The organism is Parafrankia irregularis, assembly GCF_001536285.1.
GTDB classification, from domain to species: domain Bacteria; phylum Actinomycetota; class Actinomycetes; order Frankiales; family Frankiaceae; genus Parafrankia; species Parafrankia irregularis.
Map to the genome: position 1 here is coordinate 197,350 of NZ_FAOZ01000003.1, position 25,346 is coordinate 222,695.

The following is a 25,346-nucleotide window of genomic DNA, read 5'->3' on the forward strand; positions in this document are numbered from 1 at the left end:
GAAGACCGCGGCCGCGCAGGGCTCAGCCTCTGGCGTCGGCTCGGATGCTGACGTTGGCTCGGATGCTGACGTTGGCTCGGATGCCGGTGCCGCCCCGGATGCTGGTGTCGGCTCCGCCGCCGGCGTTGCCGCACTCACTGGCGTTGCCGCGTCGTTCTGCATGCTCACCGCCTTCACCAGCCCGTACGCCCCCGATCGGCGGCCGGACAGCAACCGCTCTCCATCTGCCCGAGCCCGACTCGGAATAACCGGATAGCTACGTAGGGTGTCCAGATCGTCAGCTGGCTGGCGTTTGTTACGCCAGCATGCGGGCGGTGATGTCCCAGAGCTGCTCCGCCGCCGCCGGGTCCAGCGCGTAGGCGGCGACTCCCCCCGGGCTGCCCGGGGTGTGCGCGAGCGCCTCGTTGCAGTCCTCGAAGTAACGGCCGCCGACACCGTCGAGCAGTGGCGAGGCCGCCACCAGCACCGACGTCGCAGCGCCCTGCTCCACGGACTTCCACTGCTGCTCCGGCGCCCCGCTGCGGGCACGCAGCCGCTCCATCTCGGCGGTGTCGACATGGCGTTGCAGGTTGGTCGAGATCGCGCCGGGCATCAGCGCGTTCACGGCGATCCCGTCCTCGGCCCAGCGCCGGGTCGCCTCCACCGCGAACAGCACGTTCGCCGTCTTCGACTGGCCGTACGCCACCCACGGGTGGTAGGGGCGGCGTTCGAAGTGGAGGTCGTCGAAGTCCACCGCCGCCCGCAGGTGCGCCGCCGAGCTGACCACCGCCACCCGCGCTCCCCCGGCCGCCGCGAGCGCGGGGCGCAGGCCGCCGGCGAGCGCGAAGTGGCCGACATGGTTGGTGGCGAACTGCAGCTCCCAGCCCTGCGGGGTGTTCATCCGCGGGGTCGCCATGATCCCGGCGTTGTTGACCAGGATGTGCAACGGACCCGCCCAGGCCGCGGCGAAGGCGGCGACGGAACCAAGATCAGCAAGGTCCAGTGCGGCAACGTGCACCGCCTTGTTGCCTGTGCTGGCGGCGATGTCGTCCGCGGCACGCCGGCCCGCCCCGAGATCGCGCACCGCCAGGGTGACCTCGCTGCCCGCACTCGCGAGCGCACGGGCCGTCTCGATGCCGAGCCCGGACGACGCGCCGGTCACCACAGACCTGCGGCCACCGAGATCGACACCTGCCAGCACCTGCGCTGCCGTCGATTCCGCGGTGAACGGAGTCGTGATCCGTTCCGTCACAGCCATCCCGCCACACTCCTGTCTCCTGGACGCCTGTCTCCTGGCGCCCGGCCACACCGGTCCCTGCGGTCGCACCCGTCCCCGCGGCCACACCGGCCACACCGGTTCCGTCCACCCAGACTGGTCTGCTGGGGAGCAAGGCGCCACAGTTCGCGCTCTCACGCCGGGCTGCCAGCGCACCGAGGAGAAGAGGAAGTCGGAAGGCCCGACCGGCCCCGTCGTCCGTCTCCCCGACGCCGACATTGGACCCTTTCTCGGGACATTGTTCGCGCGGTTCAGTGAAACCGTCGGGACACACACCTGCTCGACCTTGCCGGCTGGCGTGGCCACAACCAGAAACAGCGCCAGCGCCCGCGGCCGGGTCAATTCTGCGAAAGCGAGTCTCTGGTGAGCATCTACGACGCGATCGGTGGCGCGACGGCTGTCGAGGCCGCAGTCGACCAGTTCTACGTTCGCGTGACGGCAGACCCCGTTCTCTCGCCCTACTTCGCCGGCCGTGACATTCCCAGCCTCAAGGCCCACCAGCGTGCGTTCATCGCCGCCGCGATCGGCGGCCCGGAGGTGTACAAGGGCCGGGCCATTCCCGCCGTCCACACCCCGCTCAAGATCAGCGACGCGCACTTCGACGCGGTGGTCGACCACCTGGTCGCGGCGCTGACCGGGCTGGGCGTCCCGGCCGAGACCACCGGCAAGATCGGCGCGGCGCTCGCCCCGCTGCGCAAGGAGATCGTCAGCGCCTGATCCGCCCACGGACCCGGCCACACCCAGCCGGAGCAGGACCCGGGGCGGCCGGCATCCGGCCCACCGCCGGCCCGGCCGCCCCGGCCGGCAGGGGATCAGGGCTCGCTCAGCACGAGTTTGCGCGCCTCGCGGCGCAGGACCTTGCCGTAGGCGCTCTTGGGCAGCGCCTCCAGATAGATGATCTTCTTGGGCTTCTTGAAGCCGGCGATGTGGGTCGTGCTGTAGGTGATGAGTTCGCTTTCCGGCGGGGGCGGGGTGGTCACGGGCACCACCGCGGCCACGACGTTCTCGCCCCACGTCTCGTCCGGCACCCCGAAGACCACGACCTCGGCCACGCCCGGATGCTGGACGAGCGCCTCCTCGACCTCCCGTGGGTAGATGTTCGCGCCACCGGAGATGATGACGTCGCTGCTGCGGTCCAGCAGGAAGAGGTTGCCGTGCTCGTCGAAGCGGCCGATGTCCCCGGTGTGCAGCCAGCCGCCCCGCAGCGCGCGCTCCGTCGCGTCCGGGTTGTTCCAGTAGCCCCGCATCACGACGTCGCCGCGCACGCAGACCTCGCCCTCGGCACCGGCGGGCACCGGCCGGTCCTCACCGTCGAGGATGCGGACCTCGATCCCGGGATGGGCCACACCCGCCGAGTCGAGCGGCGTCCCCGGCGACGTCGCATGGTTCAGGTAGGTCACCGTCATCGGTGACTCGCCCTGCCCGTAGATCTGGACGAACACCGGGCCGAACCGGTCGATCATCGCCCGCGAGTGCTCGACGTGGATCGGTGCGCCGCCGTAGACGGCGCAGCGCAGCGAGCTGGCGTCCGTCGGCGCGACGCCGAGCATGCGGACGATCATCGTCGGTACGAGGAACGCGAGCACCGAGACGCGCTCGCGAGCGACCAGGTCGAGCACCTCGGACGGATCGAAGCCGCCACCGGCATGGATGATGTTGTCGGCACCGCGGGCGATCGAGCCCAGCGCGTACAGGCCGCTGCCGTGGGAGAGCGGGGCCACGTGCAGCACGACGTCGTCCTGGGTGTAGGCGCACACGTCGGCGAGCAGGGTCCACGTCATGGTGAGCAGGTTGCGGTGGCTGAGCTGGGCGCCCTTGGGCCGGCCGGTCGTCCCCGAGGTGTAGAAGAGCCAGGCCAGGTCGTCCGCGTCGACCTCGGCGGGCTCGAGGTCCGCGGTTCCCTCGGCGAGGAGCTGGGCGAAGGCGTCCTTCTCCCCACCGGTCGGATCCACTGGCGCGGCCGGGTCCACTGGTGCTGCCGGATCCACCGCGACGGTGTGCACACCGGTCAGATCCAGCCCTGCGACCAGCCGCGCCGCGGAGGTGGAGTGCACCAGCGCCCGGGCGCCGCTGTCACCGAGGATCACGGCGACCTCCGGCCCGGCCAGCTTGGCGTTCATCGGCACCGCGACCAGCCCGGCATACCAGGCGCCGAACAGCGCCACCAGGTACTGCTGGCAGTTGGGCATGAACAGTGCCACCCGGTCACCCGGGACCAGACCGCGCCGCAGCAGCGCGGAGCCGAACAGCGCCGCGGCGTCGCGCAGCTGCCGATAGGACGTCCGGCCGTCGGCGTAGCGCATCGCGCACCGGTCCGGAAACCGCTGGGCCGACGTCGTCAACAGGCTCGCGACATTGACCATGGTCAACCTCCGTCAGACTGAGCGGACTGGGTGGGCTGAGCTGGCTGAGCGGACTGAGCTGGCTGAGTGGACTGAGCTGGCTGAGCGGGCAGATCGACGTTCGGTGCGGCGGCATGCGGTGCGGCGGCATGCGGTGAAGCGGTGCCGGGAGCGGTGGCCGGGGCGGTGCCCAGTTCGAGGTCGTCGAGGATTTCGCGGGTGTGGGCGCCCAGGCGCGGCGCCGGGCCCGCGACCCGGCCCGGAGTCCGGGAGAACCAGGCCGGCGAGCCGGGAAAGCGCACCGGGCCGAGATCGCCGTCGACCGTCTCGAAGAATCCGACCGCGTCCAGGTGCGGATTGTCGAAAAGCTCGTCGAGGGAGCGCACCGGCGCGGCCGGGACGTCCAGTGACCGCAGCAGGTCGAGCCAGTACTGGGTGGTGTGCTCGCGGAAGGTCTCACCCAGCAGCGCGTAGACGTTGTCGATCTGGCGGGCCCGCTGTTCCAGCGTGGCCAGATGCTCGCCGGCCCAGGGCGGTTTCACCGCGTTGACGAAGGCGGCCCACTGCTTGTCGTTGTAGACCAGTACGGAGATGTAGCCGTCGCTGGTCCGGTGCGGCCGGCGGTTCGGTGCCACCGCCCTCGGGTACACCGCCGGGCCGAGCGCAGGGCTGAACATGGCACCGTTCGCGTGCTCGACGAGCATGAACGAGGCCATCGTCTCGAACATCGCGACCTCGACCTCCTGCCCCTCGCCGGTGCGGGCGCGGTGGAACAGCGCCATCATCGTGGCCCACAGCGCGGTCAGCCCGGCCACCTTGTCGGCCATGATGGTGCCGACATAGCTGGCCTCCCCGGTCAGCTGCTCCTGCGCGAAGGGAATTCCGCACTCCGCCTGGATCGTGTCGTCATAGGCGGTCAGGTTCGCGTCCGGCCCGCGGCGGCCGTAACCGTAGCAGTTGGTGTACACGATCGACGGATTGATCGCGGCGACGCTCTCGTAGCCGAAGCCGAGTTTCGTGACCGCCTTCGCCCGCATCGAGTGGATGAAGACATCCGCGCCGCGGACGAGCTCGCGCAGCGCGTCACCGCCTTCGGGGCTGCGCAGGTCCAGCACGACGCTGCGCTTGCCGCGGTTCACGTTGACGAAGACGCCGGCCATGCCGGGTTCCGGGCCGACGGAGATGAACCGGGTGTTGTCACCCGCCGGCGGCTCGATCTTGATGACGTCCGCACCCATGTCGGCCATGATCTGCGTGCAGTACGGACCCATCACCATGGCGGTGAGATCGATGACGCGGATCCCGGCCAACGGCCCTGAATGCCGGGGCCCACCGTCGGTGCCCTCCGAGCAGCTACGAGCCTTCACGTATCGACCACCCCTATCGTTCCTGCGGCCCGCGCCATCATCGTTCCGCCGCGCCATCCATCTGCCCCAGCCACCCCACCCACCCCGCACGGCACGCCCAACGGCCGGCCCGAACGGGCGACCCGGGGCGTGCGACGGCCTGGGCGGCACGCTGCACCGTTGCCTGGCGGGACGCGCGGCGGATCGTCACAACGGGTGGTCACGGCGGGCAGTCACGGTGGGTGGTCGCGGCGGTCGGTCACGGCCATGATCCCAGCGTCCGCCGCACTCGGGGCACTTGTTTCCCGAAGACGGCGCCCGTCGAGACTAGAGGATGAATCCTTGCAAGGATAGTGCTATCAAGAGTTCGTGAGCACCACTGGTGGCGAGCCCCGCCCGATCGCCCGCGTCCTCGACGACGCCCTCGCGAACCGCTCAGACGCCGTCGCGGTCGAGGCGGTCTCCGGTTCCTGGACCTACGCCGAGCTCGACGACCAGGCCCGCCGCGCGGCCGGCGCGCTGTGGTCTCTCGGTGTGCGTCCTGGAGACCGGGTCGCGGCCTGTCTGCCCAACGACCTCGACATCGTCGCGGCGTTCCACGGCGCCCAGCGGATCGGCGCCGTCTGGGCCGGCATCGGCGAGGCCCTCACCGTCGCCGAACAGCGGGACCTGCGCGACATCTGCGACCCGAAGGTCGTCCTCGCCGGCCCACGGTGCCTGCTGACGCCGTCCGATGATCGTGCCGACGGCGACGGCGACGACAGTCGCCGGGGCGGCGGCAGCGACCTCGTGGGCCTCGACCGGTGGCACGCGCTGCTGGCCGAGGCCACCGACGAGACGGCCCCGCCACCCGGTCTCGGCCTCGACATCGACGCCCCCGCCGGCATCGCCTTCACCAGCGGGACGTCGGGACGTCCCAAGGCCGTCGTGCACAGCCAGCGCAACCTGCTGCTGCCCGGCGCCGTCCTCGTCGCCACCCGCGGCTGGGGCCCCGAACTGCGCAAGGGCGACAGCTTTCCACTGACGATCCTCAACCTCATGGTGCTGTCGACTCTGCTCACCGCCCAGGCCGGCGGCTGCGCGGTCATCATGAACCGCCGCGACGTCGCCGGCGTCATCGAATGGATCTCCAGCCGCCGCGTCACCGTCTGGAACGGCGCACCGGCCCAGCTCTACGACCTCGCCGCCCGGCCGGACGCCGACCTGAGCTCCCTGCGCGAGGTGTGGAGCGGCGGCAGCGACACCCCCGACTCGCTGCGCAGCGCGTTCGCCGAGACGTACGGGCTGGTCCCCCGGGTCACCTACGGGCTGACCGAGGCGCCGACGGTCGTGTCGATCGACCCGGCCGACGGCGAGTGGCGTCCGGGCACCAGCGGACGGGTGCTGCCGAGCTACGACGTCGCCGCCTACGACGACGACGGCAACCGGCTGCCACCCGGCGAGCTCGGGGAGCTGAGGCTCGCCGGCGCGACGTCAGGGCCGTGGGCCGGCGTGTGGCGGCCGCTGCTCGGCTACTGGGAGTCCGGCCGGATCCGCCCACCGGAGCCTGGCCCGGTCGCGACCGGTGACGTCGGGACGGTCGACGCGGACGGCTGGCTGTCCGTGCTGGACCGCAAGAAGCTGGTCATCATCCGCGGCGGGGCGAACATCTACCCGCTGGAGATCGAGCGGGTCATCGCCACCCACCCGGACGTCGCCCGGGTCGCGGTGTGCCCCGTCCCCGACGACCGTCTCGGCCAGCGGGTCGCCGCGGTCGTCGAAAGTGCCGGACCCACCCTCGACATGGACGCACTCGCCGAGCTGTGCCGCCGCGAGCTCTCGCCGTACAAGGTGCCCGAGTTCTGGACGCAGGTCGACGCGCTGCCGGTCAACGCCATGGGCAAGGTCCAGCGCACCGGCCTCACCGACCTCGTCGACACCGGCCGATGACCGCGCAGATGATCTCAACGAGGCACGGGGCCTGCCGCTGGGCGACCCGATGCTGGTGAGCCAGGACGACGCCTGGGAGTTCGTGGCCGGAGCGCACACCGGGATCCTGACCACGCTGCGCTCCGACGGCGCACCGGTCTCGCTGCCGATGTGGTTCGTCGTCGTGGACCGCGCCGTGTACCTTTCGACGCCGCCGCGGGCGGCCAAGCTGGCCCGGATCCGCCGGGAGCCGCGGGCGGCGTTCCTGGTCGAGTCCGGCCGGGCCTGGGTCGACCTGCGTGCCGTCCATCTCAGTGGACGGATCCGGGTGGTGGACGACGAAGAGACACGCACCCGGGTCCGCGGCATGCTCGACAGCAAGTACGCCGCCTACCGGGTGCCGCCCGAGCGGTTACCCACCGCGGCCCGCGCCGCCTACGCCGACCGGGTCGTGCTGCGCCTGGACCCGCAGGGACGACTGTTGCGCTGGGACAACTCCCGGATCCGGCTGGCCCCGCCCGCTGGCCCCGACACCCAGCCCACCAGCACCATCGACCTGGCAGACACCGTCAACGAAGGGACGTCCTCATGACGCCGGCCTCCGAGACCGCGAACGCCGCGCACGAGGGTCCTGCCGCGGCTGCCACGGATGCCGCGGATGCCGCGGTCACGGGTGCGACGGCCCGGATGTTCGGCCTCGACGGCCGGGTCGCCATCGTGACCGGCGCCTCCTCCGGTCTCGGTGTCGCCGTCGCGCGGGCGCTGGCCGCGTTCGGTGCCCGGGTCGCGGTCGTCGCCCGGCGGCTCGACAAGCTGACCGAGCTCGCGAAGGAGATCGACGGCCTGCCGGTCGCCTGCGACCTCTCCGACCTCTCCGCCGTCCGCACCGTCGTGCCGGCAGTCGTCGAGGGCCTCGGAGCACCGGAGATCCTCGTCAACGGCGCCGGCAGCATGTTCACCTACGAGCGGGCCGAGTCCGAGCCGGTCGAGGCGTCCCGCCGCACGATCGACCTCAACCTGCTCGCCCCGTTCCTGCTCGCCCAGGACGTCTTCCCGCACATGATCGCCGCCGGCCGCGGCACCATCATCAACATCTCGTCGATCAGTGGGAAGGTCGGCATCCCCGGCATCCCGCAGGCGTCCTACGCGGCCAGCAAGGCCGGTCTGTCCGGGCTGACGTCCGAGCTCGCGGTGCAGTGGGCGCGGCACTCGATCCGGGTGAACACGGTCGCCCCCGGCTTCTTCCGCAGCGAGATCACCGGCCCGCTCTACTCCAGCGAGAAGTCGATCGAGTACCTGCGCCGCAACACCCCGCTGCCGAAGGAGGGAACCGCCGAGGACATCGTCGGCGCCGTCCTGTGGCTCGCCGGCGACGCCGGCAGCTACGTCACCGGCCAGACCATCACCGTGGACGGCGGCTGGACCGCCCGCTGACCGCCGCTCCCCGACCACCCAGACACGCTGGGTAAAAGCTGGGCCACCGCGTCGAGGCCCTCGGCGTGGGGGTGGTTCGAACGAGCAACCGAAGAGGCGGTCAAACTGCACGAACGCAAACTGCACGAACGCAACGTTGCCGACGCTGCGGGGCCGGATGATGTGGCGTCCGGCCCCGCACGGAATGGTTGTTTCAGCGCTTCATGAGGGCGAAGACCGCCCAGCCGAGGTACTCACGCGTGCAGCGCGCGTAGCGGGCCGGCTCGTAGGTGAGTTCCTCCCGTACCTCGGGGGCCAGTTCGTCGCCCGGGTTCCGGTCGAGCCAGCGGCGCAGGTTGAGCCACTGGGCCGCGGCATACCGATCCCAGCTGTCCTGATCGGCCACCATCATCTCCACAAGGTCGTACCCGAGTTCCCGGAAATGCTCGATCAGCTCCGGCATGGGCACGAGGTCCGCGATGGCGGTGACGTGGCAGGCCCTGGCGGTCTCCTCGTCGGGAGGGGTCCGCCGCCAGTACGGCTCTCCGATCAGCGTCAGACCTCCGGGGCGGAGGCTACGGCTGAGCAGCTCGGCCGTCCCGGCGACTCCGTTCCCGATCCACGTGGCGCCGACACAGGCGGCCAGATCGACCGGCTCGTCCGCGACATGGCCGCAGGCGTCACCGTGGACGAACTCGACCCGGTCGGCGACACCGAGCTCGGCGGCGCGGGCCCGGGCCTGCTCGGTGAAGACCGTGCTGATGTCCACTCCGGTACCCGTGATCCCGTGGTCACGTGCCCAGGTGCACAGCATCTCGCCCGAACCACTGGCCAGGTCGAGCGCCCGTGTCCCGGGGGCGAGGTGGAGCGATTCGCCCAGGGCTGCGAGCTTGGCCGCGGTCAGCGGATTGTGGATCCGGTGGCTGCTCTCGCGGATGGTGAAAATACGGGGAAGGTCCATGACCGAATTCCTTTCCGTCATGCCTTGGGGTGTGAGAAGCGGCTGATGACCGTCGCGGACACGCGACGCGGTCCGTGCAGGAGATGTCCGTCGCCAGGTCCGGCGACAACGGTGGTGGCGGCGGTCGCGGGGACCCGCCGGACGGCCACCCGGTCACCGGTACGAGGCATCAGCCGGTCACCGGTCACCGCGGGAGGGGCAACCGCCACGCGCACGGGCCCGGCCTCGATGCCGATGCCGATACCGATGCCGGCCTTGTACCGCCCACGCCCTGGCCGCATCACGCAGCCCAGGACAAGTCCGCCAGCCCGGGCCCGGGTGGAGTAACGCTCAGGTTCCGCGTCCCGGCCATAGCCGGCCCGAATCAGGACAGACGCAGGAGAAAAGAGAACGGCAGGTCGGTGCGAAGTGGCTTGGAGAAGCAAGGTGGAGACCCTTGAAAGGGGGTCCCGCCGGACGCCGCGCGTGCCGGCGCTACTCCCACCAGGGAGAAAGGCAGGCGAACGTCAGGACGAGGCCCGGGAAGTGAGGATGACCCGAGCACCGCACAGAGCGGTGGTCTCCACGACGGTCATCAACCCACCTCCTTCGATCTCCGCACGCGCATTCTTCGTCGCCGCGCCGCAACGCTATCACCCGCGGTGGACGTCGACGCTCTCGGCGCTGCCCAACCGGCAGGCCGGAGACTGGTTCCAACGCACACCTGGAAGACACGGCCTCGCCGCGGCGGCCCCTTCACGGAGCGGCTGCCCGCATTCCTGAACCCCACGCAGGCCGGCCCGGGACCGACGCCGCCTCATCACCGCCAGCGCCCTCCTCATCGCGCCTTACGCCCTCCTCATCGCCCGGCGGCGAGGGACTCGACGAGACGCTCCCGCCCAGCGCCTGCGGTGCGACGCACACCCCCAGCCCTGCCGGGTCGGTCGGGTCGCTGTCCGCGGGGCGGCGACTGTCGGCGGCGCGGCGACTGTCGGCGTCCTCCGCGGTACTTCCTGTGGTCTCACCGTGCGGAGCCCGTTCCAGCCGGCTTCGACGATCGATAATCGAACATGTGTTCGCGATTCGTCGGACACGCGGGTTCGGTTCGGGGCGAGGTGAGCACTCCATGCCAGCACCCACACGTTCGGTCGAAGCGTCTGACGCATCCCGGGTGCGGGATGCGGCTGCAGCCTTCGACGACCAGGTTCGCGATCTGCTGTATCGGATCGGTGTCCGGGCCGCGGCGCTGGCCGCGGCCCACGCCGGAATGCTGCGGCTGCTCGCCGAGTTCGCCGGGCTACGACCGTCGACCGAGGCCGACCCGCTGTTCTCGTTCGACATGTTCGCCCCGGAGGAGCTCGCCGGCGTGCTGCGGGTATCCGCCACCACCGCTGGCGGGCAGATGGGTTTCGCCTTCTCCGCGGTGCGGCGGCTCCCCCGAGCGATGCAGGCACTGGAGGGCGGCGTCCTCGACCTGCAACGTCTGCGGTCGTTGGAGACCGCTGTCAGCCCTCTCACCGACGAGCAGACCAGCCAGGTCGAGGAGCAGGTCCTGGCCGGCGGGCCGCGACGCAACCGGGGCGCGTTCGGTGCCGCCTGCCGTCGCGCCGTCCTCAACGTCGACCCCGGCGGCGCCGCCGAGCGTGCCGCGGAACGCCGCAAGGGCCGTCACGTCCGGCTCTACCCCGGCGACGACGCCACCAGCACCCTGTCCGCGCTACTGCCCGCGGAGGACGCCGCGGCCTGCGACAACCAGCTCAACCAGATCGCCGATGAGATCATCCGCACCCGCGATGCGGACGACCAGCGCACCCGCGACCAGATCCGCGCCGACACCCTCGTCGACCGCATCACCGGCCGCACACCGCTGCGCCCGCTGCCCTGCGACGTCCAGGTCATCGTCCCGATCACAGCCCTGCTCGGGCTGGGCGAGGAGCCCGGTGAGATCCCGGGCTTCGGGCCCATCCCGGCGGACATCGCCCGAGACCTGGCGATGCGGCCGACCTCCACCTGGCGGCGCATGCTCGTCGACCCGCTGGGAGCGCTGATCGAGGTCGCCGACCGGCGCCACCCCAGCCCCGCCCAGGTCCGGCATGTGCGTGCCCGCAACCGCACCTGCGTCCACCCCGGCTGCACCCGCCGTGCCACCCGCACCGACACCGACCACACCACGCCCTACGCCGCCGGCGGGCCAACGATCGTCGTCAACCTCGGGCCGCTCTGCCTCAAGCACCACCGCCTGCGCCATCACCCCGACCGTCCCTGGATCGTCCGCCAGCCGCGCCCTGGCACGTTCACCTGGACGAGCCCGCTCGGCACCAGGTTCACCGTCCACCCGCACGACTACATCACGGGCGAGGAACACCTCCCGGCCGGCTGACAGCCCTCCGCAGGCCGCGTGACCGCCTGGACCTTGACACCCGAAACTAGACCAGCGAGTCTAGTAAAAACGTTCCGGAAGAGAGAGGGCCCAGGGTGAGTGCGGCAGTCGAGCGTCTGACGGGACTGGTCCAGTCGGAGGAGCGCTTCGCGATTCCGTACGCGGATCTTCGCGAGACGCAGGTCGAGGCGATGAACGAGCTGTTCCAGGAGCGCCGGGAGCGGATCCGGTTACTCGCGTTCCGCGCGAAGGAAGCGGGGGTCAGCGAGATCCGCTCCCGGGCGGACGCGGTGGGGCTGCTGTTCCCGCACACCGCGTACAAGAGCTACCCGGAGAGCTTCCTGAGCGAGCGGAGGTGGGACCGGCTGGGCAGGTGGCTCGGCACCGTGTCAGCACACCCGCTCAACCCGATCGACACCTCGGACGTCGTCGACATGGACGACTGGATCGCCCGCTACGAGGCGGTGGGGCACTACATCTCATGTTCGAGCGGGACGACCGGCAAGTCCGCCATGATGATCGCCTCCGACCAGGACATGGCCTGGTCCCGCCTGGACACGGTCGGCGTCTTCGCATGGGGGTCCGGAGTGCGACCCGAGCGTGACCGCAGGATGATCGGCATCGCGCCCACCGCCGCCGTCGCCAAGAACCTCAACGCGCGCGACGCCCAGCAGGCCGCGTTCGGCGACCCGCGCATCGAACCGTTCACGCTGCCCATGCCACCGATCACGATCGGCCAGATGACGAAGATGGTCGTCCTGCGCAAGGCGATCGCGGACGGCACCGCCCGACCGGACGAGATCGCCGACTTCGAGGCCACCTCGCGGGAGCGCGAGCAGACGCTCCAGACCGCCTACGTCAAGGCCGCCGAGCACGTCGTCGCCTCCCGCGCGGACAAGCTCTACCTCGCCGGCATGTGGAACGCGCTGCACCTCGTCGCCGGAATGGTGCGCGAGATGGGCTACAGCGGCTCGGACTTCAACCCGGACAACTGCATCTACGTCGGCGGCGGTCTCAAGCGGGCCAAGCTCCCACCGGACTACCAGGAGTACGTCTACGAGACCTTCAACATCCCCGCCGGCCGCAGGTTCCAGATGTACGGCATGCAGGAGCTGAACTCGGGCATGCCGCGCTGCGCCGCCGGTGGCCGCTACCACGTGCCGCCGTGGGTCGTGCCGTTCGTGCTGGACTCCGATGGCGACGCGCTGCTGCCGCACGAATCGGGCGAGGTGCAGGGCCGCGCGGCGTTCTTCGACCTGTCGCTCGACGGCCGGTGGGGCGGCGTGGTGACCGGTGACCGGATCTTGCTGGACCTCGACCCGTGTGCCTGCGGCAACGCGAGCCCCAGCGTGCGGGACGACATCACGCGGTACGCCGACCTCGAAGGTGACGACAAGATCGGCTGCGCCGGCACCGTCGACGCCTACGTCCGGGGGCTGTCATGACGACCACCGAAACCGACCCGGCAACCGCTGCGAAGGCCACCGAGGTCATCCGGGTCGATCACTTCGTGCGGGGCCGGGTGGTCCCCGGCGGCGCGGTGAACTACCGCTCCCGTGACCTCGGCGTCGAGTTCGCAACGCCCGAGATCGTGCTTGACGAGTTGGTCACGCCGCGCCGGGAGCTTCCGCCACTGCTCGACGTGCCGATCGAGGAGATCATCGACTTCCTCGTCACCTGCGGTGAGCGGCTGGTGCTGGAGGAGAACGTCCACCTGCAGCGGGCCGCGGATCTCATCGCCGCCACCAACCCGCTGCCGCGGCGGGTGATCGAGAACCTGTTCCGCTCCGCACGCCTGCGGCTGACGAAGCGGGCGCTGTGGTCCAGCATCGAGACCAACTTCGCCGACCCGGCGGCGCTCGACGGCTGGGTCGAGCGGACCGACCACCACGGCCAGCACGGCGCGCTACGTGCCTTCCCACCTCGGATGATCCACATGCTGGCCGGTAACTCGCCGACCGGCTGCATCTCCTCGATCGCGCAGGGCGCGCTCGTCAAGGCGGTCAACGTCTTCAAGATGCCCTCGAGCGACCCGTTCACCTGCGTCGCGATGCTGCGGACGATGGCCGAGGTCGACCCCGACCACCCGGTCGTGCGGTCGATGTCCGCGGTGTACTGGCGGGGCGGCGACGAGCGGATCGAGCGGACGCTCTACCGGCCTCAGTTCTTCGACCGGATCGTCGCCTGGGGCGGCGGTGACGCCATCAACAACGTGATCAAGTATCTGGGGCCGGGGCTGCAGCTGGTCTCGTTCGACCCGAAGACGTCGATCTCGATCCTCGGGCCGGAGACCTTCACCTCCGACGCCGTGATCGACGCGGTCGCCGAGGCGGCCGCGGTCGATGTGTCGGTGTTCAACCAGGAGGCCTGCCTGGCCAGCCGCTTCATCTTCGTCTCGGGTGAGCGCTCCGGCATCGAGACGTTCTGCGCACGACTGCAGTCGCGCCTCGGGGTGGACCGTGAGACCGCGTCGGAGACGGCGCATCCGCTGCCTGGCGACCTGCGCGACGAGATCCAGATGCTTCAGGTGCTCGACGACGAGGTCAAGGTGTGGGGGCGCCCCGACGGCCGCGGCCTGGTGGTGCTGACCTCCGACCCGGTGGAGTTCCACCCGAGCAACAAGACGGTCAACGTCGTGCACCTGGACTCGATCGACCAGGCCGTGCGGTTCGTGAACGTCGCGACCCAGACCATCGGCATGTATCCGCCGGAGCTCAAACGGGCGATGCGCGACCGCCTCGCCAGCGCGGGAGCCCAGCGGGTGGTGCGCATCGGCGGCGCCGCCAAGCACGTGGAGGGCGGGCCGCACGACGCGATGTTCCCCCTCCAGCGCTTCGTGCACTGGATGTCGGACGAGGACGCCTGAGCAGGCAGGAAACCGGACCGACCAGCAGACATAACAGCAGGGAGGGCGCCTAACCGGATGCCTGACATATCGGTTTGCCTCTAGGCTTGCTTGCGCGAAGGTCGGCGGTCCAGTTGGTCGGTGGTCCACCAGCGCCGGCCCTGAAGGTGAGCGATCCTCGTGGGTTCCAGCCAGGCCGCCCCGGTCCAGCCTGTCTCCGACACCTCCGTCCGGGCGATTGTGCTGGCGCTCGCCGGCGCGGGCGTCGTCGTCACGATCATGGGCACGGTCATCGTGCCGCTTATCCCGACGCTGCCGGCGCTGTTGCACACCTCGTCAGCGGCGGACGCCTCCTGGGCGATCACCGCGACGCTGCTGGCCGGGGCGGTCGCCATGCCGGTGGCGGGGCGGCTCGGTGACCTGCACGGAAAGCGGCGGGTGCTCATCGCCTGCACCTGGGTGATGGTCGTCGGCTCCTCGCTCTGCGCACTCACCAGCGCGCTGGTACCGGTGACCGCCGGGCGGGCGCTGCAGGGCGTGGGGATGGCGGCGGTCCCGCTCGGCATCAGCATCATGCGTGACGTTCTGCCGCCAGCCCGGCTGCCGGGCGCGATCGCCCTCATGAGCTCGTCCTTCGGGGTCGGCGGCGCGCTCGGCCTGCCGATCTCCTCGCTGATCGCGCAGGCCGCCGACTGGCACGTGCTGTTCTGGCTGTGCGCCGGCTCCGGGGCGGTGTTCGCCGTACTGGTGCGGGTCGTGGTTCCCGAGTCGCCGGTGCGGGCGGTCGGGCGGTTCGACATCGTCGGCGCGCTCGGCCTCACCGCGGGGCTGCTCGCCATGCTGTTGGCCATCACCAAGGGCAGCAGCTGGGGCTGGGGCAGCGTGACGACGCTGTCCCTGCTCGGCACGGCCGTCGTCGTGCTCCTCCTGTGGGGCGCCTTCGAGACCCGGGTCGCCGCGCCGCTGGTCGATCTGCGGGCAAGTGCCCAGCGGCCGGTCCTGCTGACCAACCTGTGCGCGCTGATCGTCGGCTTCGCGATGTACATCATCACCCTGGTCGCGCCCCAGGTGCTGCAGCTGCCCGGGGGGACCGGCTACGGCCTCGGACAGTCGATGCTGGCCGCGGGTCTGTGGATGGCGCCTGGAGGGCTGGCGATGATGGCCATCGCACCGCTGACCGCGCGGCTCACCGCCGCGCGCGGACCGAAGGTGACCCTGCTCCTCGGCACGGGGGTGATGGCCGCCGCACATGTCGGCGGGCTCGGGCTGCTCGGCTCCCCCGTTGGAGTGACGGTGTTCAGTCTGGTGAACAGCTGCGGTGTCTCGTTCGCCTACGCGGCCATGCCGGCGCTGATCATGGGTGCTGTGCCCCCCTCGCAAAGCGCGTCCGCCAACGCGCTGAACAGCCTGTCACGCGCGATCGGGATGTCGACGGCGAGTGCCGTCGTCGCGGTCGTCCTCGCCCACCTGAAAGTCCCCCTCGGCACCGCCACCGCACCGTCGCTGACCGGGATCAGGGTGTGCCTGGCCCTGGGGGCCCTGATCGCCGTTGTCGCCGGTCTGGTCGCTCTCACACTCCCCACGGGCGCCGGCCAGCGCTCGTTCCGGGCTGGTTCCGCGGGGCCATCAGGACCTGCGGCATCCACCGGGTCCGGCGGGTCCGTTGGGTCCGGCCCACGGCCCACGGCCACCGACGACCCCAGCCCCACCTCCGTGACCGCCTAGCTGGCGATGGGAGGCGGGGCCGGGGCGCAGGCCCGGGGTGTCAGGTGTTGCGACCGCCGTTCACGCCGAAGACCTGGCCGGTGATGTAACCGGCCTCGTCACGAACGAGGAACGCGCACGCCGCCGCGATGTCCTCCGGCTGGCCGATCCGGCCGACCGGGGTCCTCGCGGTCTGCTGCTCGACGTTCATCACGCCGTTCTTCTCCGCGTCGCGCAGCATCGGGGTGTCGATGAAGCCCGGCGGGATCGTGTTGACGGTGATGCCCCGCGGGCCGAACTCGAGCGCGAGGACCTTCGTGAGGCCCACGACCCCTGACTTCGCCGAGACGTAGGCGCCCAGCCGCGGGGAGCCGCTGTGGACGCTGGACGAGGAGATGTTGACGATGCGTCCCCAGCCCTCCTCCAGCATGGCGGGAAGCACCGCCTGGCAGCAGTGGAAGACGCTGTCCAGGTTGATGGAGATCGACCGGCTCCAGGTCTCGAAGCTGAGGTCGAGGAAGGGGCTGGCCGGTGTCATGCCGGCGTTGTTCACCAGGATCGTCGGCCGGCCGAGCTCGTCACGGGTCCGCTCGACCCCGGTGTCGATCGCGGCCCGGTCCGTGACGTCGACGGGGTAGCCGCGGGCCCGGCCACCGGTGGCCTCGATCGAGGCCGCCGCGGCCGCGGCGGCCTCGCCGTCGATATCGAAGATCGCGATGCTCGCCCCTTCCCGGGCGAGCCGGCGGGCGATCGCCAGCCCGATCCCCGAGGCGCCGCCCGTGACGATGGCCGTGCGCGCGCGCGCCGTGTCCACGTTCACTGGATCGGCTCGTCGCCGGCGAGGGTCGTCCGGTACATCCGGCGGGGCACGTCCGGGTCGAACGGGCGAACGCGGTGCACCAGGCCCCGGTTGTCCCAGATCACCATGTCGCCCTGGGTCCAGGTGTGCGACAGCACCCGGTCCGGGGTGGTGGCGCGCCGCTCCAGCTCGTCGAGCAGCGCCCGGCCCTCGGTCTCGTCCATACCGGCGATGTGCGACGTCGTCGACCCGAACACCAGCGAACGCCGCCCCGACTCGTGCCGCCACACCAGCGGGTGCTCCTTCGCCGGGCGCTTCGCCCAGTCCGCGCGCTGTTCCGGAGTCGGATTCGGGTAGGCCGGCCGCAGGATCGCCTCCAGCGTGTGAATGACCCGCAGCTTGCCGAACTCCTCCTTCTCCTGCGCCGAAAGGGCGTCGTAGGCGGCGTAGGTGCTGGCGAACTCCGTCTCGCCGCCGCTGTCGGTGACCACACCACCGCTCATCACCGACGCCTTCGGCGGATTGCCCGGGTCGAGCGCCCCGTCGAGGTGCCAGGCGGTGTTCCCGCGGAAGTAGTCCGACCGCGGGTTCGACGGATCCCAGTTGATCTCCATGATCTCCGGGAAGTCCAACGGCGGCGTCTTCGGGAAGGTCAGCAGCTCACCGAGCCGCTGGCAGAACGCGACCTGAGTGGCGTAGTCGAGGTTCAGCTCGCGGAAGAGCAGGACGCCGTGCTCCTCCAGCGCGTCCAGGCAGGCTCCGGGCAGGTCCTCGTCGTGCAGGAGCCGGTCCGCGTCGGCGTCGAGTACCTCCGCCCCGACGTACTCCCCCAGCTTCTGTGTGACCAGAGTGGCCATCGTCAAAGCTCCCTTCTCAGAGCACTCCGTTTCTCAAAAAATCCTGTTCCTCAGAGCACTCCCACGCTTTCCAGGCGGTCCGCGGCCAGCTTGCGCAGATCGGCGGTCTTCACCTTCGCGGTGCCGGTGAGGGTGATGTCGGCCTCGTCGAAGAAAAGGACCTGGCGCGGGACCTTGTAACTCGCCAGCCGCTCCCGCAGGAACCCGCGGATCTCCTCCGCGCCGACGTCCGTGCCGTCGTGGAGAACGACGCAGGCGACCACCATCTCGCCGAGGGTCTCGTGCGGCACGCCGACGGTGAGGCCGACCTTCACCCCGGGGCAGGATTTCAGTGCCTCGTCCACCTCACGGGGCGAGACGTTGGCACCTCCGGTCTTGATGATGTCGTTCAGCCGGCCCTTCCAGAAAAGCAGGCCGTCATCGTCGAGATAGCCGCCGTCGCCGGTCCGGAAGTAGCCTTCGGCGTCGAGGGTCTCGTCCAGTGGGATGCCGAGGTAGCCGAGCATGAGCGTCGGGCCCTTGACGCAGATCTCGCCCTGCTCGCCTCGCGGCAGCACCTGGCCCGTCAGCGGGTCGACGATCTTGACGGTCACCCCGGGCAGGGCCGGGCCGCTGCTGCCCCGGTGCGTCTCGGGCGGGGTGTTCGCCGGGAAGCAGGTGGTGAGCGTGAAGGTCTCGGTGTTGCCGTAGGCGTGGCCCGGCTCGTGCCAGTTCGCCGACACGGTGGGGTGACGGGCGAGCGCGGTGGCGGTGTCGACGAACCGCATGGCGCTGAGGTCGACGTCCTTCCAGTTGGGCGCCGACTCCAGCTGCGCCCACTGGTGTGGCCAGGCGAACGGGAAGTTGACCCGCTCCGCCTGCATGAGCTCCAGCGACTCCTCGGGGACCATCGTCGCCTGCAGGACGACCGACCCACCGGTGGAGAAGGTGGAGCCCAGGACCATTCCGAAATTACCCGACCAGAAGAAGCCGTTGGCGGCCCAGCTGCGGAGGTCGTCCGACGGCTCGAACCGGTACATGCGCCGGAACCGCCACAGCTGGATGGCGATGCCCCGGTGCGAGTTCAGGATGCCCTTCGGCTTGCTGGTGGTGCCGGAGGAGAAGAACAGCGCCGCCAGGTCGCTGGGTGCCACCGACGCCGCGGTCGCCTCCACCAGCTCCCGCGGCTCGTCACGCCCGTGGGCCAGGAAGTCCGCCCAGGACTCGATCGCGCCACCCGCGCCACCCGCCGCACCCGGTGCACCCGTCCCGCCGGCTGCACCGGGCCCGCCGATCACGGCGAGGCGGCGCAGGAACGGGAAGCGGGCGGACTGGAGCTCGCCGGGGCGAGCCTTGCCGATCTCCGGCTCGAGCTCCGTCAGCACGGCCGCGAAGTCCTTCTTCACCACCATCTGCTCGAACAGCAGCACCGACGTCCCGGAGACCTGGAGCAGGTGCTCGAGCTCGGCCGCCGTCGAGAAGGTGCTGAGCACGACGGCGACCCCGCCGGCGAGGGTGACCCCGAAGACCGCCGAGATCCACTCCGGGCGGTTCGTCATGAGGACGCCGACCCGGGAGTCCTTGCCGGCGCCGACCGCGCGCAGAGCGCTGGCGACCTCGACCGCGCGGTCCCACAGCTGGGTGTAGGTCCAGCGCTCGACTCCGTCGGCCGTGCGCCACACCAGGGCCTCGCGGTCACCGTAGGTCGCGGTGACCTCCCGGAGGAAGCCGGGCAGGGTCAGCGACCCCAGGCCCGGCTCCTCGGCCAGCGGCGGACCCGAAACGACGGACGGTAACCAGGTGGAGTCGTTCGCGTTCACCGTGGTCATTCGGCTCAGTCCCCGGTGATTTCGCGCTCGGCGGCGTACGGGAGCTCGACCTCCGCGGTGCAGTCCACGAGCAGGACGCCCTCCTGGTTGGTCAGGCGCAGCCGCACCTGGACCAGCGGGACGCCCCAGACGGACCCCTCCTCCTTGCCGACGACCTCGGCGTCGAAGTAGGTGACGTCCCCTTCGAACGCCGGCCCGCGGAAGCTCGCCCTGGTGTGGCGGACCATGCCCTCGTGGCCGGCCCAGTAGGCGAGGTAGTCGGTGCACCAGGCGCCCATCGTGGCGCCGTAGCCGTAGGCGCGGGCCATGCCGACGTCGCTGGCGCGGTCGGCGTCGATGTGGCCGCGCGACGGGCCGACGTAGAGGCCGTCGCGCAGCCGCGGGTCGATCTTGGCGCCTTCCTCGTCGAAGCCGAAGCCCTCGGTCCAGCCCGGGTCCTGGTAGACCCAGGGGTCCTCGATGCCGGGCGGCGCGACCCAGCCGAAGGTGCCCCAGATGTTGAACAGGAACGCCCGGTACTCGGTGGTGAAGCTGGCGATGCTGTGCGGGCCGATGACACGGCGCGGCAGCACGTCGCCGACCTTCACCTCCTCGAACGCCGGGGACACACCGTCCCGGTTCGACAGCAGCCAGGAGTGACGCAGCTTGTCGATCTCAGCGAGCTCGGTCTGCGTCCAGCGCTTGATCTCGCCGAGCTGGCTCTCGTACATGCCGCGCTTCTCCGCCTCGGCGGCGAGGTAGCGGATGGCGGTCGAGCGCTCGCGGGCGACCAGGTCACCGACCTGGTTGTGGTGCACGGTGTCGCCGCGGGAGAACATCGTCGGCCCGGCGAACTTGGTCTCGGCGACCTTGTAGTCGTGGAACCGGCGCTTCTGGTAGAGCTTGTCGCCGACCCGCACCCGGGTGCCGTAGAACCACCACTCCTCGCCGCCGAAGATCAGGTGGCTGCCGGGAATGTAGCCCACGCAGGCCGGGGCCGCACCGTGGCCGTAGTCGAGCCCGACAGCGATCGACTGCGGCGCGATGATGCCACCGAACTTGGTCTTCTTCGCGAACTGCTCATCCCAGTGCAACGGGTTGGGGTAGTCCATCGCCATCACCCAGCGGCGGATGTCGCTCGCCTGGCACGGCTCCCACAGCTGCCCGCCGCCGATGGGCTTGCCCACCCGGTGCTCGACGTCGGTGAGGTCCAGTTCGAGGGCCTCGGGGTTCTCCAATGCCTCACTCATGCTCTGCGTGCTCCCCTGCTACCGGTTGACGTCGACGACGATGCGGCCGCGGACCTTGCCGTCGAGCAGTTGGCCGGCGGCGGCGATGACGTCGCCCAGCGCGATCTCCTCGGCGATCAGCTCCAGTGCCTTCGGGTCCAGGTCCGCCGCGAGCCGCGACCAGGCGGCCAGGCGCGGGGTGGACGGCGCCATCACGCTGTCGATCCCGAGCAGAGAAACCCCGCGCAGGATGAACGGGGCGACCGAGGCGGGGAAATCCATGCCCTGGGCGTTGCCGCAGGCGGCGATGGCACCGCCGTAACGGGTCTGCGCGGTGGCGTTGGCCAGGGTCTGGCTGCCGACGGTGTCGACGACGCCGGCCCAGCGCTCCTTCTGCATCGGCTTGCCCTTCTCGGACAGCTCCGCGCGATCCAGCACCGTCACCGCACCGAGCTCGGCGAGGTAGTCGGCCTCCGAGGCCTTCCCCGTCGCCGCCGCGACCTTGAACCCCGCCTTGGTGAGCAGGGCCACCGCGACGCTGCCGACGCCGCCGGTCGCGCCGGTCACCAGCACCTCGCCCTGCTCGGGACGGACGCCGAACTTCAGCAGGGCGTCCACGCAGAGACTCGCGGTGTAGCCGGCGGTACCGATCGCCATCGACTGGCGGGGGGTGAACGCGGACGGCAGCGGCACCAGCCAGTCGCCCTTGAGGCGGGCGCGCTGGGCGAGGCCGCCCCAGTGCGTCTCGCCGACGCCCCAGCCGTTGTGCACGACCCGGTCGCCGGGCTTCCAGGCCGGATGCGAGCTGTCGGTGACGACGCCGACCAGGTCGATGCCGGGCACCATCGGGAACTTCCGCACCACGGGCAGCTTGCCGGTGATGGCCAGGCCGTCCTTGTAGTTCAGCGTCGAGTACTCGACTTCTACGGTGACGTCACCTTCCGGAAGCGCCGCCTCGTCCAGACTCGTGACGCTGACGGACTGACCGGACTCACCTTTTTCGATGAGGATCGCAGAGAACATCGGAGAACCCAAGCCCTTTCTCACAGGTTAGCCTTCTCCGTCGCACCGCCCACGGACCACGGTCAGCGATGCCGCGGTTTCGTGTCGACGACGGAAAAGGCTGAGCGTTTGCGTGACCCCCGCGACGGGGGCACGTTTCAGTGCCGCACCACACCATCGGCGCCGTGCCGCAGGCCTTCCCACGGCACGGCGCGCGTTGTCCGGCCCTGCCCGTCCCTCACGCTCACAAGAGACGAAGCGAAAGGAGCGGCAGGGCGCCTACTGATAGCCGACGATTGCCTTGGTCTCGAGGTATTCGTCGAAGGCGAGCGGGCCCCATTCACGGCCGTTCCCGCTCTTCTTCACGCCGCCGAAGGGGGCACCGAAGTCGAATCCGTCGTTGATCACGACCCAGCCGACCTGAAGCCTGCGGGCCACGGCACGGGCCTGGTCGAGGTCCGCCCCGGCGACGGCGCCGCCGAGGCCGTACTCGGAGTCGTTGGCGATCTCGACCGCGTTGTCGACGTCCGTGTAGCCGAGGATCGTCAGCACCGGCCCGAAGATCTCCTCGCGGGCGATGGTCATGTCGTTGTCGACGTTGGCGAAGACGGTGGGCCTGACGTAGAAGCCCTTCTCCAGGCCGTCCGGGCGCCCGGTGCCGCCGGCGACGAGCGTCGCGCCCTCGTCGATGCCCTTCTGGATCAGCGCCTGGATCTTGTCGAACTGGGCGCCCGAGACCACCGGGCCGATGGCGACGTCGGTGGTGGGGTCACCGACCGTGGTCGCCTCGGCGGCCGCGCGCGCGACCTCGATGGCCTCGTCCATCCGGGACGCCGGCACCAGCATCCGCGTCGCCGCGCTGCAGGTCTGGCCGGAGTTGAGCATCACACCAGCCACGCCCTTGCCGACGTTCTCGGCGAAGGCGTCGTCGTCCAGGACGATGTTGGGGCCCTTGCCACCGAGCTCCTGGGTGACCCGCTTGACCGTGGGGGCGGCGTTGCGGGCGATCTCGATCCCGGCGCGGGTGGAGCCGGTGAAGGAGATCATGGCGACGTCCGGGTGGACCGACAGCGGAACTCCCACGCCGAGGCCGTCGCCCTGCACGAGGTTGAACACCCCGGCCGGAACACCCGCGGCGTCGAGGATCTCGGCGAGGATCTGCGCGGTGAACGGCGAGTTCTCCGACGGCTTGAGCACGGTGGTGCAACCCGTGGCCAGCGCCGGGATGAGCTTCACCAGGATCTGGTTCACCGGCCAGTTCCACGGCGTGATCAGGCCGCAGACCCCGATCGGCTCCCGCGCGATCAGCGAGGCGCCGCGAACCTCCTCGAACTCGAACGTCTTCAGGGCCTCGATCGCGGTGGTGAGGTGGCCAGCACCGAGACCCATCTGGAAGCCGCCGGCGAGCGCGGCCGGTGCTCCGATCTCCTCCGTCAGCGCCGCGGCGAGATCCGGGATGCGCTTCTGGTAGATGTCGAGAATGCTTTCCAGCAGGGCGATCCGCTCTTCGCGGGTGGTCGCCGACCAGCCCGGGAACGCGGCCTTCGCGGCGGCGACGGCACGGTCGACGTCCGCGGCGGAACCCGCGGCCACCTTTCCGGCGACCTCTTCGGTGGCGGGATTCACCACGTCGAAGGTTCCGGACTGGGCCGGGTCAACCCATTCCCCGCCGATGTAGAACTTCAGTGCTTCACGCATAACTGGACGAACCCCTCTCCTGAGCCTGAAGTATGCGAACGGCCATCATAGGGATGATGTGTGACGCTCGTCACTGGGTGCCTTCCGCATACCAGGTGCGGAACTCGTCGTAGCTCGGCATTTCCTCCGAGTTCGCCTTCGGATCGACGGCGACGTGGATGACGGCCGTCTTTCCGCTGGCGTACGCGCGCTTGATGGCGGGCGCGATGTCCTCGTCGCGCTCGACGTACTCGCCGTAGCAGCCGAAGCCCTCGGCGACCTTGTCCAGGCGGGTGTTCGTGCTCCAGTGGGTGCCCGTCTCCAGCGAGCCCTGGCCGAAGGTCCGCTTGTAGACGCCGACCTCCAGGCCCCACGCGTAGTCGACGGCGACGACGCAGACCAGCGGCAGGTTCAGCCGGGCGGCGGTCTCCAGCTCGGCGATGTGGAACTGGAAGGAGGAGTCGCCGGTGATCAGCATCATCGGCCGCTCGCCGCCGGCCGCGACGCCGGCGCCCACGGCGTAGGGCAGGCCGGTGCCCAGGTGGCCGAAGTTCTGGTTCCACATCACGTCGTTCGGCTTGGCCTGCGAGTAGGTCCAGCCGAAGATCGTGGTCGCGCCGCCGTCACGGACCATGATGCCGTCCGACGGGAACGCCTTGGTCGCCTCGACGATCAGGCGGGCCGGGTGCACCGGGGACAGGCCCGACGGCGCGGTCTGGGCCAGCTCCGCGAGCCGGTCGGCGTCCTGCTTGATCCACTCCGCGAGTTCCGGCGTGGCGGTGCGCGGGGTCTCCTTCAGCGCCTCGACCAGCTGCGGGACGATCGCGCGCAGGTCACCGACCAGTGGGACGTCGATCGGACGGTTGACGCCGATGGCCTCGGGGTCCTGCTCGATGAGGATCCAGGTGCGGTTCGCCTCGTTCGCGAGCCAGTGCCGGCCCCGCCCGTAGTGGACTGGCTCGCCGAGCTCGGTGCCGATCGCCACCACCAGGTCGGACTTCACCACCGCGTCGACCGCCGACGGCGAGAAGCCGTAGGGGAAGGTGCGGTCCTCCAGCCCCCTGATGTACGAGGTGCCGCCGGAGGTCTGGATGGCGGGGGCGGCCATCAGATCCGCCAGCGCCTTCACCGACTCTCCGGCCCGCGCCGTGTGCACACCGTGGCCAACCAGCAGGATCGGCTGGCTGGCGGCGCGGATGGCCGCGGCGGCGGCGTCGATCCGGTCCTGGCCGGCGGTCTGGTTGACCAGGCGGTAGGCCGATGGAGGCAGCGGCGCGGGAACATCGAGCTCCTCCAGGATGACGTGGGAGGGGTATTCGATGTAGACCGGGCCCGGAGTGCCCGACAGGGCCTTGCGCAGGCCCTCCCGGATCACCTCGTCGGTCTGGTCGGCGTACTCGATGCTGGCGTTGTACTTCACCGACGGATCGAACAGCTCGGCCTGCTTCACGAACTGGATGCGGCCACGGCGGACCCGCTGCTCGGTGATCCGGGCCCGCTGCCCACCGAGGAAGATGACCGGCGAGTTCTCGACCTTGGCGCACATCATCGCGCCGGCGAGGTTCGCCACACCCGGGCCGAGGGTCCCGATACACACCGAGGCCTTGCCGGTCATCCGCGAGACCGCCTCCGCCATGAAACCGGCGGACTCCTCGTGATGCGGCGCGACCACGTTCCAGCCACGCTCCTCGGCGAGGTGGAACATGTGCACGAAGTTCGGGTCGGGAATGCCGAAGATGGTGTTGATGCCCTCGGCCTCGAAAAGGTCGAGAATGCGCTCGTAGACTTTCACACCCATTGGTAGTCAGGGGGCCGGGCCGGTCGTCGACGACCGGCCCGGGATCCCCTTCCCCCTTTCAGTA

19 protein-coding genes are annotated in these 25,346 nt (G+C 70.4%); 8 read left to right on the forward strand and 11 right to left on the reverse strand.

The window, feature by feature from the left end:
- Nucleotides 1–295: 295 nt before the first annotated feature.
- On the reverse strand, nt 296–1,237 hold the full coding sequence (locus AWX74_RS05805; protein WP_091272384.1) for an SDR family NAD(P)-dependent oxidoreductase: 942 nt from the start codon (nt 1,235–1,237) through the stop codon (nt 296–298).
- A gap of 381 nt (nt 1,238–1,618) precedes the next feature.
- Here AWX74_RS05805 and AWX74_RS05810 point away from each other — a divergent pair, with 381 nt between their 5' ends.
- Nucleotides 1,619–1,972: a group I truncated hemoglobin gene (locus AWX74_RS05810; protein ID WP_006538504.1), complete on the forward strand. Its 354-nt coding sequence runs from the start codon at nt 1,619–1,621 to the stop codon at nt 1,970–1,972.
- Nucleotides 1,973–2,067: 95 nt separating this feature from the next.
- On the opposite strand, the gene AWX74_RS05815 is transcribed toward AWX74_RS05810, so the two are convergent.
- Together AWX74_RS05815 and AWX74_RS05820 are read right to left on the reverse strand one after the other, a co-directional pair.
- Nucleotides 2,068–3,618, reverse strand: a complete 1,551-nt coding sequence (locus AWX74_RS05815; protein ID WP_091272387.1) for a class I adenylate-forming enzyme family protein — start codon at nt 3,616–3,618, stop codon at nt 2,068–2,070.
- Between the two features lie 2 nt (nt 3,619–3,620).
- A complete protein-coding gene (locus AWX74_RS05820; protein WP_091272390.1) occupies nt 3,621–4,964 on the reverse strand; it encodes a CaiB/BaiF CoA transferase family protein in 1,344 nt (447 codons plus the stop codon).
- 348 nt (nt 4,965–5,312) lie between these two features.
- Here AWX74_RS05820 and AWX74_RS05825 point away from each other — a divergent pair, with 348 nt between their 5' ends.
- Genes AWX74_RS05825 through AWX74_RS05835 form a run of 3 tightly spaced genes read left to right on the forward strand, consistent with a single transcriptional unit; the run spans nt 5,313 to nt 8,285 of the window.
- Nucleotides 5,313–6,872 (forward strand): class I adenylate-forming enzyme family protein, encoded by a 1,560-nt coding sequence (locus tag AWX74_RS05825; protein ID WP_091272393.1) that lies wholly within the window; start codon nt 5,313–5,315, stop codon nt 6,870–6,872.
- A 49-nt stretch (nt 6,873–6,921) separates the two neighbouring features.
- On the forward strand, nt 6,922–7,443 hold the full coding sequence (locus AWX74_RS05830) for a pyridoxamine 5'-phosphate oxidase family protein (RefSeq protein WP_091272396.1): 522 nt from the start codon (nt 6,922–6,924) through the stop codon (nt 7,441–7,443).
- Nucleotides 7,440–8,285 (forward strand): SDR family NAD(P)-dependent oxidoreductase, encoded by an 846-nt coding sequence (locus AWX74_RS05835; RefSeq protein WP_207550259.1) that lies wholly within the window; start codon nt 7,440–7,442, stop codon nt 8,283–8,285. The genes AWX74_RS05830 and AWX74_RS05835 overlap by 4 nt, the downstream gene beginning before the upstream one ends.
- A gap of 193 nt (nt 8,286–8,478) precedes the next feature.
- Here AWX74_RS05835 and AWX74_RS05840 read toward each other — a convergent pair whose 3' ends face one another.
- Nucleotides 8,479–9,225: an SAM-dependent methyltransferase gene (locus AWX74_RS05840; RefSeq protein ID WP_091272399.1), complete on the reverse strand. Its 747-nt coding sequence runs from the start codon at nt 9,223–9,225 to the stop codon at nt 8,479–8,481.
- A 1,150-nt stretch (nt 9,226–10,375) separates the two neighbouring features.
- Here AWX74_RS05840 and AWX74_RS05850 point away from each other — a divergent pair.
- The 4 genes from AWX74_RS05850 to AWX74_RS05865 all read left to right on the forward strand — a co-directional run bounded on the left by AWX74_RS05850 (nt 10,376) and on the right by AWX74_RS05865 (nt 16,154).
- On the forward strand, nt 10,376–11,584 hold the full coding sequence (locus AWX74_RS05850) for an HNH endonuclease signature motif containing protein (protein ID WP_242666091.1): 1,209 nt from the start codon (nt 10,376–10,378) through the stop codon (nt 11,582–11,584).
- Between the two features lie 95 nt (nt 11,585–11,679).
- Entirely contained in the window at nt 11,680–13,029 is a 1,350-nt protein-coding gene (locus AWX74_RS05855) for an acyl-CoA synthetase family protein (RefSeq protein WP_091272404.1), read from the forward strand.
- Nucleotides 13,026–14,450 (forward strand): acyl-CoA reductase, encoded by a 1,425-nt coding sequence (locus AWX74_RS05860; RefSeq protein ID WP_091272407.1) that lies wholly within the window; start codon nt 13,026–13,028, stop codon nt 14,448–14,450. The genes AWX74_RS05855 and AWX74_RS05860 overlap by 4 nt, the downstream gene beginning before the upstream one ends.
- A 159-nt stretch (nt 14,451–14,609) precedes the next feature.
- Complete coding sequence (locus tag AWX74_RS05865; RefSeq protein ID WP_091272409.1) at nt 14,610–16,154, forward strand: MFS transporter; 1,545 nt, start codon at nt 14,610–14,612, stop codon at nt 16,152–16,154.
- Nucleotides 16,155–16,194: 40 nt separating this feature from the next.
- On the opposite strand, the gene AWX74_RS05870 is transcribed toward AWX74_RS05865, so the two are convergent.
- The 7 genes from AWX74_RS05870 to AWX74_RS05900 all read right to left on the reverse strand — a co-directional run bounded on the left by AWX74_RS05870 (nt 16,195) and on the right by AWX74_RS05900 (nt 25,282).
- Complete coding sequence (locus AWX74_RS05870) at nt 16,195–16,953, reverse strand: SDR family NAD(P)-dependent oxidoreductase (protein ID WP_242666092.1); 759 nt, start codon at nt 16,951–16,953, stop codon at nt 16,195–16,197.
- Entirely contained in the window at nt 16,950–17,789 is an 840-nt protein-coding gene (locus AWX74_RS05875; protein ID WP_091272411.1) for a TauD/TfdA dioxygenase family protein, read from the reverse strand. The genes AWX74_RS05870 and AWX74_RS05875 overlap by 4 nt, the downstream gene beginning before the upstream one ends.
- A 50-nt stretch (nt 17,790–17,839) precedes the next feature.
- Nucleotides 17,840–19,597 carry a class I adenylate-forming enzyme family protein gene (locus tag AWX74_RS05880; RefSeq protein WP_091272414.1) on the reverse strand — a complete coding sequence of 586 codons (1,758 nt, stop codon included), beginning with the start codon at nt 19,595–19,597 and terminating at the stop codon, nt 17,840–17,842.
- A 5-nt stretch (nt 19,598–19,602) separates the two neighbouring features.
- Nucleotides 19,603–20,826, reverse strand: a complete 1,224-nt coding sequence (locus AWX74_RS05885) for a MaoC family dehydratase (RefSeq protein WP_091272417.1) — start codon at nt 20,824–20,826, stop codon at nt 19,603–19,605.
- 18 nt (nt 20,827–20,844) lie between these two features.
- Entirely contained in the window at nt 20,845–21,828 is a 984-nt protein-coding gene (acuI, locus tag AWX74_RS05890; protein WP_091272420.1) for an acrylyl-CoA reductase (NADPH), read from the reverse strand.
- Between the two features lie 258 nt (nt 21,829–22,086).
- Complete coding sequence (locus AWX74_RS05895) at nt 22,087–23,505, reverse strand: aldehyde dehydrogenase family protein (RefSeq protein ID WP_091272423.1); 1,419 nt, start codon at nt 23,503–23,505, stop codon at nt 22,087–22,089.
- Between the two features lie 70 nt (nt 23,506–23,575).
- Nucleotides 23,576–25,282: a thiamine pyrophosphate-binding protein gene (locus AWX74_RS05900; protein WP_091272426.1), complete on the reverse strand. Its 1,707-nt coding sequence runs from the start codon at nt 25,280–25,282 to the stop codon at nt 23,576–23,578.
- Nucleotides 25,283–25,346 lie beyond the last annotated feature (64 nt).